Source organism: Bordetella petrii (assembly GCF_020991325.1).
In the GTDB taxonomy this organism is placed as follows: Bacteria; Pseudomonadota; Gammaproteobacteria; order Burkholderiales; family Burkholderiaceae_B; genus Bordetella_A; species Bordetella_A petrii_E.
The window spans coordinates 1-11,621 of the sequence record NZ_JAJMLX010000140.1 but is presented as its reverse complement, the minus strand read 5'-3'; the positions used below and the strand labels follow the sequence as shown (position 1 = coordinate 11,621).

Annotated in this window: 11 protein-coding genes and 1 pseudogene; 8 read left to right on the top strand and 4 right to left on the bottom strand. The window is 66.4% G+C overall.

Going from position 1 to position 11,621, the window contains the following annotated elements:
* Positions 1-256 (top strand): annotated as a pseudogene (locus tag LPZ50_RS14760) (recombinase); the annotation flags it as partial.
* On the opposite strand, the gene LPZ50_RS14755 reads toward LPZ50_RS14760, so the two are convergent.
* From LPZ50_RS14755 to LPZ50_RS14745, 3 genes are read right to left on the bottom strand one after another with little or no spacing between them, the layout of a single operon-like run.
* Positions 169-591, bottom strand: coding sequence for an amidase family protein (locus LPZ50_RS14755; RefSeq protein ID WP_329957662.1), 423 nt, complete (start codon positions 589-591; stop codon positions 169-171). The pseudogene LPZ50_RS14760 and the gene LPZ50_RS14755 overlap by 88 nt on opposite strands.
* Positions 588-1,517 (bottom strand): polysaccharide deacetylase family protein, encoded by a 930-nt coding sequence (locus LPZ50_RS14750; RefSeq protein WP_230662224.1) that lies wholly within the window; start codon positions 1,515-1,517, stop codon positions 588-590. The genes LPZ50_RS14755 and LPZ50_RS14750 overlap by 4 nt, the downstream gene beginning before the upstream one ends.
* A complete protein-coding gene (locus LPZ50_RS14745) occupies positions 1,514-1,948 on the bottom strand; it encodes a nuclear transport factor 2 family protein (protein WP_230662222.1) in 435 nt (144 codons plus the stop codon). The genes LPZ50_RS14750 and LPZ50_RS14745 overlap by 4 nt, the downstream gene beginning before the upstream one ends.
* A gap of 278 nt (positions 1,949-2,226) precedes the next feature.
* On the opposite strand from LPZ50_RS14745, the gene LPZ50_RS14740 reads away from it, so the two are divergent.
* From LPZ50_RS14740 to LPZ50_RS14730, 3 genes are read left to right on the top strand one after another with little or no spacing between them, the layout of a single operon-like run.
* Positions 2,227-3,411 (top strand): ABC transporter substrate-binding protein, encoded by a 1,185-nt coding sequence (locus LPZ50_RS14740; RefSeq protein ID WP_419195597.1) that lies wholly within the window; start codon positions 2,227-2,229, stop codon positions 3,409-3,411.
* 18 nt (positions 3,412-3,429) lie between these two features.
* On the top strand, positions 3,430-4,308 hold the full coding sequence (locus tag LPZ50_RS14735; RefSeq protein ID WP_230662221.1) for a branched-chain amino acid ABC transporter permease: 879 nt from the start codon (positions 3,430-3,432) through the stop codon (positions 4,306-4,308).
* Complete coding sequence (locus LPZ50_RS14730) at positions 4,305-6,785, top strand: branched-chain amino acid ABC transporter ATP-binding protein/permease (protein WP_230662220.1); 2,481 nt, start codon at positions 4,305-4,307, stop codon at positions 6,783-6,785. The genes LPZ50_RS14735 and LPZ50_RS14730 overlap by 4 nt, the downstream gene beginning before the upstream one ends.
* Before the next feature lies 1 nt (position 6,786).
* Here the strand turns inward: LPZ50_RS14730 and LPZ50_RS14725 are convergent, their stop codons facing one another.
* The gene (locus LPZ50_RS14725; protein WP_230662219.1) at positions 6,787-7,704 is read right to left on the bottom strand and encodes a LysR family transcriptional regulator; all 918 of its coding nucleotides are present in this window, start codon (positions 7,702-7,704) and stop codon (positions 6,787-6,789) included.
* A 96-nt stretch (positions 7,705-7,800) separates the two neighbouring features.
* Between LPZ50_RS14725 and LPZ50_RS14720 the strand changes: the two genes are divergently transcribed.
* The 4 genes from LPZ50_RS14720 (at position 7,801) to LPZ50_RS14705 (ending at position 11,518) form a co-directional block, all read left to right on the top strand.
* Positions 7,801-8,598, top strand: coding sequence for an alpha/beta fold hydrolase (locus LPZ50_RS14720; protein WP_230662218.1), 798 nt, complete (start codon positions 7,801-7,803; stop codon positions 8,596-8,598).
* Positions 8,599-8,692: 94 nt separating this feature from the next.
* On the top strand, positions 8,693-9,871 hold the full coding sequence (locus tag LPZ50_RS14715; protein ID WP_230662217.1) for a CaiB/BaiF CoA transferase family protein: 1,179 nt from the start codon (positions 8,693-8,695) through the stop codon (positions 9,869-9,871).
* A 38-nt stretch (positions 9,872-9,909) separates the two neighbouring features.
* A complete protein-coding gene (locus tag LPZ50_RS14710) occupies positions 9,910-10,680 on the top strand; it encodes a FadR/GntR family transcriptional regulator (protein WP_230662216.1) in 771 nt (256 codons plus the stop codon).
* 22 nt (positions 10,681-10,702) lie between these two features.
* Positions 10,703-11,518 carry an enoyl-CoA hydratase gene (locus LPZ50_RS14705; RefSeq protein ID WP_230662215.1) on the top strand — a complete coding sequence of 272 codons (816 nt, stop codon included), beginning with the start codon at positions 10,703-10,705 and terminating at the stop codon, positions 11,516-11,518.
* The last annotated feature ends 103 nt before the right edge of the window (positions 11,519-11,621 follow it).

Sequence of the window (11,621 nt, the reverse complement as noted above, 5' to 3'; positions counted from 1 at the left end):
GGACCCCCCCGCCCAGGCCCGCCTGCAGGCCTGGTGGAGCGCGCTAACGCACACGGTGGACATCACCACGCTGCTGGCCGACTTCGGCTTTGCGCCGCGCACCGCTCTGGTCAGCGAGGTGGCCGAACGCTTGCGCTACAAGCTGCTTCCCGCCAGCCCGGAAACCATCTACGCCTCCGAGCTGTTCATGCTGGCCCTGCCCAAGGACGTGGACGCCCAGTGGCTGGCCACGCTGGACGACCCGCCGGTCACCCGGTCGGGGGCGCGCGTGTTTAACGGCGCTCCGTAGTGCATGTTGTCGCCGTGGATGCTGTAGGCCAGCTCGTCGGTCAGCGTCTTGCCGTGCAGCCGCGCGCCGGCCTCCAGTAGTTGCGCGATGATCGGGCTGTGCTGCGCGGCCGGCGGGTGCGAATCCAGCCAGGCGGGGTTGCCGGCCCCGGTGAACTGGCCCGCCACGTCGAACAAATCCTTGGCCGCGAAGGCCAGGCCGTCCAGGGGGCCGCTGCCGGTGGGCGGCAGGCTGTAGCGGCCATGCGGTACCCAGGCGCCTACAGTGTCTTCAAAGGGCAGGGCGGTAAGGCTGGCGGTCATGGTCGGGCTTCCAGGTTGAGTTGTTCGGTATGGGCGCAGATGGCGCCCGGGGTGGTGAACCATACGTCGCCGCGATCGCGGTGCAGGGCGATATGGGCCAGGGCGCGGCGCAAGTGGCGCAGCCGGTACGGCTGGCCTACCAGATAGGGGTGCAGGGCGATGCCCATGACGAGCGGCTGTCGGCGCGCCTGGTCGAGCATCTCGTCGAAGTTGTCGATGATGAGCTGGGCGAAGTCCTTGGCATCCATCTGGCGCGCCACGATCATGGGGATGTCGTTGACTTCCTGCGGGTAGGGCACCGACCACAGCCGTGCCCCGCTGCGCGTGCGCAGCAACGTGGGCTGGTCGTCATGGCACCAGTTCAAGGTGTAGCGATACCCGGTCTCGGACAGCAGGTCGGGGGTCAGGCGCGATTCGGCGATCCACGGCGACAGCCATCCGGTGGGCCGTGTTCCGGCCGCCTGTTCGAAGCGGCGGGCGCAGTATTCCAACAGCGCGCGTTCCGCGGCTTCCGGATAGGCGCCCTGATGCACGGCGTTGGTATGGCCATGGGCGATCAGTTCGTCGCCGCGCGCCAGGCAGGCTTCGATGAGTTCCGGGCAATGGTCCAGGATGGCGGTGTTGGCGATGACGCCGGCGGGCAGGCCCAGTGCGTCGAACAGTTCCAGGCAGCGCCAGGCGCCGACGCGGTTGCCGTATTCCCGCCACGAATAGTTCAGCACGTCGGGCTCGCCGAAGCTGGCGCCCAGGCGTGCGCCCAGCCCATCGCCAAAAGCGAAGTGCTCGATGTTGAAACCCAGGTACACGGCCAGCCGCGCGCCTTGCGGCCAGCTGTAGTCGGGGCGGCGGTGGATGGCCGAATAATCGAAGCGGTCGTGCGCGGCCAGCGGGCCGAGGTGGGGCGTGTGGTTCACGGCGCTGCTCATCGTGCCGCCAGCCCCGCCCGAACCAGCATCCATTCCGCGCTGTCGTTCCATACATCCATTTCCGTGATGAGCCCGTCGCGCACCACGTACCGGTCGATATAGCGGTTGCCCTCGAAGGGCGTGCCGTCCAGCCATTCGCCATACAGCGTGCCGCGGTTGTACACCACCGCATGGGCGGGGGCGGCGCCGGCAACCACATCCGTCGATTCGAAGCGTTTTTTCACCCAGGCGTAGCGGGCCTTGTTGAAGGCTGTGCACTCGGCCGGGTCGCGCATTTCGCGGCCGCCCGTGAAGCGGATGCGCAACTGCGGGCTGACATAGCGCCGCGCCCCTTCGGGATCGGGCCTCATCAAGGTGGTCAGGTAAGCGTCGACCAGGGCGCCGGGGTCGGCCGGGTTGGCAGGGATGTTCTCATCTGGTGCGTCATGCATCGTTTTCTCCCATTCCGTGCGCCGTGTTGGTGCAAGGGGGTGGCGGTTGGCTTGCGTGGAAATGCCGCGTCGAAGGACATTCCAGGCACATTTTGTTCACAGGAATCCAGCTAATTGTCGGCAATAAATCAGGATGAATTGGCGACAAAAAACATGGATAAACAAGCAAACCGTATGCCAGCTTGAAAACAAGAAGCGCAAACATGGCATGGGTTTTGCTTGAACGGGATCAGGGCCTGTACGGGCCTTCCATAACGATCATCTCCCGGGAGAACTCCATGTCGCGTCTTTCTCGCCGTACTTTTGTCTGCACCGCTTTTGCCCTGGCCTGCATGGGCCTGGGCGCCGGGGCGCAGGCCGCCGATCCCGTCAAGATCGGCCTGATCACCGCGCTGTCGGGCCAGTCGGCCCTGGCGGGCGAAGCCATTACGCGGGGCATGCAGGTTGCCATCGATGAAATCAACGCCAAGGGCGGCGTGCTGGGCGGCCGCCCGCTGGAACTGGTGCGGCGCGACGACGAGGCCAACCCCGCCAAGGGCGTGGTGGCCGCGCGCGAACTCATCTACAAAGAAAAGGTGGCGGTGGTATTCGGCGGGCTGGATACGCCGGTATCGCTGGCCATCGTGCCGTTGGTGAACCAGGCCAAGGTTCCGTTCATGGGCCCGTGGGCCGCGGGTACGCCCATTACCAAGAATGGCGGCAAGCCGAATTACGTGTTCCGCGTGTCGGCGGTGGACGAGGTGGTCGACGCCGCCATGGTTGACTACGCCCAGGCTACCTTCAAGACGTCCAGGTTCGGCCTCATCATGGTCAACAACCCCTGGGGCGAGTCCAACCAGAAGGGCCTGGTGGCCGCGCTGGACGCCAAGGGCATGAAGCCCGTGGGCAGCGAGAAATTCGACGGCAACGAAGTGGACGTGGTGCCGCAGCTCAGCCGGCTGAAGGCGGCGGGCGCCGATACGCTGTTCATGGTGGGAAATGTGGGGCCTTCCGCGCAGGTGGTGAAGTCGTTGGACCGCATGGGTTGGAAAGTGCCCGTCGTGTCGCACTGGGGCCCGGCGGGTGGCCGGTTCACGGAACTGGCCGGCCCCAATGCCAAGGAAGTGCACTTCGTGCAAACCTACAGCTTCTTCGGCCAGCAGTCGCCCGTGGGAGAAAAAGTGATCGCGGCGCTGAAGGCTAAATACCCTGACGTGAAAGGCCCGGAGAACATTACGCCGGCGGTGGGGGTGGCCAATGCGTATGACGCCATGCAACTGACCGCTCTGGCAATCGAACAGGCAGGCTCCACCGATGGCGACGCGATCCGCGAAGGTTTCTACAAGATTGAAGGCTACGAAGGCCTGATCAAGACGTACAAGAAGCCTTTCACTCCGCAAGTGCATGATGCCGTCACCGCGCAGGACTATGTCTGGGCGCAGTTCATCGACAACCGCATCCTGCCCGTCGGGCTGGCCAAGTAAGCCTTCTGGGAGCGCGCGATGCAGTTGCTGGCGGCACTGATCAGTGGCCTGGGCCTGGGCAGTATGTATGGGCTGATGGCCCTGGGCTTCCACATTACCCATTCCGTGTCCGGTACGGTGAACTTCGCCCAGGGCAGTTCGATGATGCTGGGCGCGGTGCTTTGCTTCACTTTCGCCCAGACCCTGGGTTGGGGCATGTTGCCGGCCATCGTGCTGGCCTTGCTGTGTTGCGCGCTGTACGGCCTGCTGGTGGAGTTCCTGGCGGTGCGGCCGTTCGCGTCGCGCGGATCGAACGCCTGGCTGATGTCCACCGTGGCCCTGGGCATCGTGTTGGACAACGTGGTGATGCACACCTTCGGCAAAGAGCCGCGCAGCCTGCCGTCGCCGCTGGCCGTGTCGCCCATCGAGGTGGCCGGCCTGGGCCTGGGCGTGTATCCGCTGCAGCTGCTGATTCCGCTGATGGGCTTTGCCCTGGCCGCCGCCTTGCACCTGGTGGCTCGCCGCACCCGCTGGGGCACGGCATTGCTGGCGGTGGTGCAGAACCGCGATGCGGCGCGCCTGATGGGCATACCGATCAAGCGCGCCGTGGCCGCGGCGTTCGCGATGTCAACCTTGTTCGCGGGCGTGGCCGGCATCCTGATCGCGCCGTTGTTCAACGTCAGCGCCGACATGGGCACGATGTTCGGCCTGAAGGCCTTCGCCGTCGCCATCCTGGGCGGCATATCCAGCGCCTGGGGGGTGATGTTCGCCGGCCTGATCTTCGGCATTGCCGAAGCCATGATCACTGTCACGCTGGGCTCCGGCTACACCCACATCATCACGTTCGCCCTGGTTATCGCGGTACTGGCCATGCGGCCCAATGGCCTGTTCGGACGGGCGGAGGTCAAGAAAGTATGAATCCCAAGTTTCTGGCTGCCGGCGCCGCGGTGGCGGCCGTGGCCCTGGCCATGGCTTTCACGCTCAATAGCTATTATGTTTTCGTGCTGGCCAATATCGCGCTCATCGCCATCGTCGGCATCGGCCTGAACGTGCTGCTGGGCCTGACCGGCCAGATGTCGTTCGGGCATGTGGGCTTCTATGCCATAGGCGCCTACACCGTGGCCATTCTTACCACCAAGGCCGGTTGGGGTTTCTGGCCGGCCTGGATGGCGGGGGCCGCGCTGGCCGCGGCACTGGGCGCCTTGCTGGCATTGCCGGCCCTGCGGGTCAAGGGCCCGTATTTGGCGATGGTGACCATCGCCTTCAGTTTCATCGTGCAGCACGCCATCGTGGAAATGCACGACCTTACCGGCGGGCAGAGCGGCATCATGGGCATCCTGCCGCCACAGCTCGGTGCTGGCTGGGGGCCAGAGCAGACCATTACCGTCCTGGCCGTGGCCACGGCGGCGGTGCTGATGGGGTGCTATGGCCTGCTGTCCCGCGGCGGCTGGGGGGCGGCCATGCGTGCCGTCAACGACAGCGAGACGGCGGCGCAATCCATCGGCCTGAATCCGCTGGTCATCAAGACCATGGCCTTTATGCTGTCGGCCGCCGCCGCAGGCCTAGCGGGCGGCCTGTTCGCGCCGCTTTCGGGTTTCGTCACGGCCGAGACCTTTAACTTCATGCAGTCCATCCTGTTCGTGCTGGTGGTGATCGTGGGCGGCGCCGGGACAGTGGCCGGCCCCATTATCGGCGCCCTGATCGTGGGCCTGCTGCCCGAGTTGCTGGCTTCGTTCGAGGAATACCGCCTGCTGTTCTTCGGCGCGCTGTTGTTGCTGGTGTTGTGGGTGGCGCCGGAGGGCGTGGTGGGCTTGTGCCGCCAGGTGCTGCGCCAGTTCAGGGCGCCCGCGGTATTGCCCCGCGCCGGCGCGGCAGGGCAGGTGGCCCTGCCCAGGCGCGCCCGCGCCTCGCTGGCCGCGCAGGGCCTGGGTATCCGGTTCGGCGGGGTGCATGCGGTCAGCGATTTGAACATGCAAGTGCCCGAGGGCACCGTTACCAGCTTGATTGGCCCCAATGGCGCCGGCAAGACCACCGCGTTGAACATGCTTAGCGGTTTCTACCGTCCATCGACGGGCGATGTGATGCTGGGGTCCAGGCCCTTGACCGGGCTGCCCGCATTCCGCATAGCCCGCAGCGGCGTGGCGCGCAGCTACCAGACCTCGCAGTTGTTCGGCTCGCTCAGCGTGGAAGACAACGTGGCTCTGGCCATGGGGCGCGGCCGCCTGGGCGGCTTGTTCGCGGCCGGGCGTTTCCGCAGCGCCGATGCCCGCATGCGGGCGCGCGCCTTGTTGGCGTTCTGCGGCTATCAGGGGGCGGCGCAGGCGAACGCTGCCGGCCTGCCGCATGTGGACCGCCGCCTGGTGGAAATCGCCCGGGCCCTGGCCACCGACCCCGATGTGCTGTTGCTGGATGAACCCGCCGCCGGCTTGTCGCGCGAAGACAAAAACATGCTGGCGGCGCTGTTGCGCCGCATCGCCGATGCCGGCGTGGGCGTGGCGCTGGTCGAGCACGACATGGGGCTGGTGATGTCCATTTCCGACCAACTGGTCGTGCTGGACGCCGGCAAGCGGCTGGCCGTGGGCACGCCCGCGCAGGTACAGAATGATCCGGCGGTCAAGCAGGCCTACCTGGGCGAATCACTGGATGCGTCGGAGGGCGCACCGCGCACACCGCGCACGCCGGGCGTGGAGGTGTTGGCGGTAGACAGCCTGGTGGCCGGCTACGGGGCCGAACCGGTTTTGCATGGCATCAGCCTGCAGGTGCGCGCTGGCGAGATGGTGGCCTTGCTGGGCGCCAACGGCGCGGGCAAATCCACCTTGATGCGCACCTTGGCGGGCCTGCATCGCAGCCAGTCGGGCGCCATGCACATCAACGGCCACCAGTTGGAAGGCCGCGCGGCGGAAGACGTGGTGGGCCTGGGCCTGGTGCTGGTGCCCGAGGGCCGGCAAGTGTTTCCCGAATTGTCGGTGCTGGACAATATCCGGCTGGGCGCATTCCTGGATCAGACCGATCGCGAGGCGCGTGTCGAAAGCATGCTGCAGCGGTTCCCGCGCCTGCGCGAACGGCTGCACCAGCGTGCCGGCCTGCTGTCCGGCGGCGAGCAGCAGATGCTGGCCCTGGCGCGCGGCCTGATGAGCCGGCCGCGCGTGCTGCTGCTGGACGAACCGTCGCTGGGCCTGGCGCCCAAAGTGATCGCCGAACTGTTCGCGGCGTTGGACCGCCTGCGGGATGAAGACATGACCATCCTGCTGGTGGATCAAATGGCCGGGCTGGCGCTGGCACTGGCGGACCGCGCCTATGTGGTGGAAGGCGGCCGCGTGGTGGCCCAGGGCAGCGCGGCCGAGATCGCCGCGAACGACGAACTGGCCAACGCCTATCTGGGAGGGCATGCTTAATTCACCTCGATCGGGTCGCGGTGGCCCGAAATGCGCCGGCCTGGTCCCGCAGGAATTCCCATAGCCGATTGGCCACCGGGCCATGCGGGCGGTCGCGCCGGCGGGCGGCCACCAGATCTTCGCTGCGGCCCGGCAGGTAGCGGCTGGTGATGGCCAGCAACTGCCCTTTGGCCAGTTCGCGCTCGATCAGGAAGCGCGGCAGGTGGCCCCAGGCCATGCCCTGCAGGATGATGTCTTTTTTCATGAGCTGATCCGGCACGGTGCACTGATGTGCGCCCTCGACCACGAAGTAACTGTCGGCCGGGGCCTGCCGCGCGGTGTCGCGGATGATGCACTGGGTGAAGTCGCGCAACTGGTCGGGCCTGGTATTGCGCGTGGGCGCAAAGGGTAGGAAGCCCGGGGCCGCCACGGGCACGAACACCACTTTGCTCAGGTCTATCCATTCGATGCGCGGGTCGCTCTTGTCCACGCGATGCAGGATAAGGTCGGCCTGGCCGCTGTGCAGGCGTTCCCACGGGCCCGTGACGGCTTCGTAATGCAAGTTCAGGCGGGTGACCGGGCACGCCGCGAAGAACTGGCCGAGCAGGCCCAGCGTTTCCGGGCGGGGGCACAGGTCGCCCATTACCACGCTCAGTTCGCTTTCTTCGCCCAGGGCCAACTGCGCGGCATGGGCCCGCAGGCCTTCCAGTTCGCGCAGCAGCGGCTGGGCCTTGCGATGAAACGAGCGCCCGGCGTCGGTCAATTGCACGCGATAGCCGCCGCGGTCCAGCAGGGCCAGGCCGAGCTGGCGTTCCAGCTTGGCGACGGCGGCGAATACGGCGGGATGGGAACGGTGCAATGCGGTGGCCGCGGCCTGGAAGCCGCCTGCGCGCGCGACCGCGTCGAAGCATTGCAGGTCGTGCAGGGTGAACGGGCTCATGTCAGCTTTACCTACAAAGATTGTGCAATCTTTGTAATAGCTTTCGGGCAAGCCGGCAACTACGATTTACGGCACACCTTTCTTCAGGGAACTGCCATGAGCGACTTGTCTTTCTTTACCGCCAGCGACGGCCGGCGCATCGCCTATCGGTTCGATGGCCAGGCCGGCAAGCCGGTATTGATGCTGTCCAATTCCATTGCCACCACGCTGCATATGTGGGATGGGCAGGTAGATGCATTGGCGCGTGATTTCCACGTGCTGCGATACGACGCGCGCGGGCATGGCGCGTCCGATGCGCCGGCAGGCGCATATACGGTCGAGCGGCTGGGGCGCGACGCACTGGAGCTGCTGGATGCCGCGGAGGTGCCGCGAGCCAGCTTCCTGGGACTGTCGCTGGGCGGCATGGTGGGGCAGTGGCTGGGCGTGCACGCGCCACAGCGCATCGATCGCCTGGTGTTGAGCAATACCTCGGCCTATCTGGGCCCGGCGGGCCAGTGGGACAGCCTGATTGGCTCAGTACTGCAGGCGCCGGACATGTCGCAAATGGCCCGGATGTTCATGGGCAACTGGTTTCCCGAGGCCATGCTTCGCAGCGCGCCCGGCGTGGTCGAGCTCTTCCGCGCCATGGTGATGGCCACGCCCGCGCAGGGCCTGGCCGGAAATTTCGCGGCGGTGCGCGACATGGACATGCGCGCGCAACTGGGGCGGATATCCCGGCCCACCCTGGTCATTGCCGGGCAGCACGACACGGTGACACTGGCCAGCCACGGCGAGCAGATTGCCGCGGCCGTCCCCGGGGCGGGGCTGGTTTGCCTGCCCACCGTGCACATGCCCAATGTGGAACTGCCCGGCGACTACTTGCGGGCGCTGCGGCAGTTCTTGCTGCCATCCTGAGGAAAGCGGCCTCCGGGTTTTCCAGAATGGGGGGGGATAGTTGTAATAAGTAGGATGTCCAACAACTATTCCAGACATGCCGGAGACAGCGCTGATGGTTTTCGCCCCGCTCGATCGTTTTACCGTGCTGGACCTGACGCGCGTGCGTTCCGGTCCGGCCGCGGTGCGCCAGTTTGCCGACTGGGGCGCCAACGTCATCAAGATCGAAGAACCATCCGAGGTGAAGGATGACAAACCGGGCGGGGCGGCCAAGTTCAGCGATTACCAGAACACGCACCGCAACAAACGCAGCCTGACACTGAACCTGAAACACCCCGAAGGCAAGGCCGTGTTCCTGGAGCTGGTCAAGCGCGCCGACGTACTGGTGGAAAACTACCGGCCTTCTGTCAAGCGCAAGCTCGGTATCGACTATGAGGCGCTGCGCCAGATCAATCCGGGCCTGGTCTACGCCAGCATCTCGGGCTTCGGCCAGGATGGCCCCTATGCCGACCGGCCGGGCCTGGACCAGATCGCCCAGGGGCTGGGCGGTTTGATGTCGGTTACCGGCGAGGCCGGCCACGGGCCCATGCGGGCCGGCATTCCCATTGCCGACCTGAGCGCGGGCCTGTTCGCCGCCATAGGGATGCTGATCGCCCTGCTGGACCGCGAGCGCACCGGCCAGGGGCGCTGGGTGCAGACCTCGCTGCTGCAGGCGCAGGTGTGGATGATGGACTTCCAGGCCACGCGCTGGCTGATCGACGGCGAAATCCCCGGCCAATCGGGCAACGATCATCCCACCAGCGCGCCCACGGGGGTGTATCCCACTGCTGACGGCTTCATCAACATTGCCGCCATGGGTTCCGGCATGTTCGCGCGCCTGTGCGATGTGCTGGAGATGCCCGAGCTGAACGGCGACCCGCGCTTCGCCTCGGCGGGCCTGCGGGTGGAAAACCGGCCCGACCTGAATCGCGAGATCATCGCGCGGACCCGGGGCCGCAGCAGCGCGGAATGGATTGAACGCCTGAATGCCGCCGGCGTGCCCTGCGGGCCCATCCTGTCGATGGATACGGTGTTCGAGAACGAGCAGGTGCGCCATCTGCGCACGACGCAACGTGTGCACCATGAGCAGCGCGGCGATATCGACATCATGGCGCCGCCGGTAGTTTTCGGGGGCGCCGAGCCGGCGGCGGCGGCTGGCGCACCGGAAACCGGCGCGCATTCCGACGAAATCCTGGGCTGGCTGGGCCTGGATGCCGACGCGCGCGCGCGTTTGCGCGCCGCCGGGGCCGTGTGACACCATCACGGTCTTTCATGCTCGCAGCCGGAACCGCCATGGCCCGCCCCAAACCTACGCCCGATTCGCCATTCGAGAGCCTGCGCCGGCCGGACAACCTGCCCGACGAGATCGCGCAGCAGATCCGCCAGAAAATCCTCAGCCAGGCTTTCGAGCCGGGCGAGCGGCTGCCTACCGAGCAGGAGCTGTCGCAATCGTTCGGGGTCAGCCGCAACGTGGTGCGCGAGGCCATTGCCCGCCTGAAACTGTCCGGCTATATCGAGACCCGGCGCGGTGTGGGCAGCTTCGTGGCTTCGGGGCCGGGGCCGAACAATTTCGAGATTCTGCCTTCCGACCTGTTGCGCGCCGATGCACTGGAACAGGTTTACCAGTTGCGCGTCGAGATCGAGGCAGGCGCCGCGGCGCTGGCGGCGCAGCAGCGCACGGATGCGCAACTGGACAAACTGCGCGATGCGCTGGCCCGCGTAGACGAAGCGGGCGGCGACTGGCGCCATGGCGCCGACCGCGCCCTGGACTTCCACATGGCGGTCTGCCAGGCAACCAATAATCCGTATTTCGTGCGCTTGTTGTCCCTGTTCGGCAGGGCCATCGGCGATGCCGTGCGCACGTTGCGTTATGGCAGCACCGGCACCGAGCGCATGGCCCAGGTCGAGGCCGAGCACCACCGCATCTTCGATGCTATTGCCGCGCGCGACAGCGATGCGGCCCGCGCCGCCATGCGCGAACACCTTTCCAATGGCATGCAGCGCCGGCGCGCGCTGCTGCAGGCCGGCCCGATGCAGGATGCCGGCGCGAATCCACCCGGATAGCCCGATAGCGAGACCACCCTCCATGACTACGCAACGCATTCTGCAGGACCGCATCACCGAGAACCTGATTGTTGAAAAGCGCGGCGCGGCCGGCTGGATCACCTTCAATGATCCCGGCCGGCACAATGCAGTGTCGTACGCCATGTGGGAAGGCCTGCCGATCGCGCTGCAGGCGTTGCGGGAAGATTCCGCCATTCGCGTGGTGGTATTGACGGGCGCGGGCGAGCGCGCGTTTGTCAGCGGCGCCAATATTTCGCAGTTCGATACGCTGCGGTCTGGCGAAGAGGCGGTGCAGGCCTACGAGAAAGTCGCCGAGGCGGCGCAACTGGCGCTGTACGACTACGACAAACCCACGGTGGCACGCATCAAGGGCTATTGCATCGGCGGCGGCCTGAACATCGCGCTGTGCTGCGACCTGCGCATTGCTTCGCAAGACAGTTCCTTTGCCATTCCGGCCGGCAAGCTGGGGCTGGGTTACCGCATGACAGCCATACGCAACCTGGTCACCGCGGTGGGATCGGCGCGCGCCCTGGAAATTTTCCTGACGGCGGCCCGCTATACGGCTGGCGAGGCCGAGGCGCGGGGCCTGGTGCACCAGGTGGTTGCCGCCGATGGCCTGGACGAGGCGGTGGACGGCATGGTTGCCAAGATCGCCGCCAACGCGCCCCTGACGCTGTACGCGGGCAAGAAAATGATACGCCAGATGCAGCAATTGGGCCCGGGCGTGGATGCGCAGGCCATGCAGCAGCTGGTGATGGCCTGCTTTGAAAGCAACGACTACCGCGAAGGGCGCAAGGCCTTCGCCGAGAAACGCGCGCCGGTGTTTACCGGCACCTGAAGGCTGCCGCGGTTCACGCGGCTTGCAGTGCTACCTGTTCCTGATTGCTGACGCCGGACCGCGGGCCCGGCGGGGCCGCGTGCGCCTGCCACGCGGGGGCGGC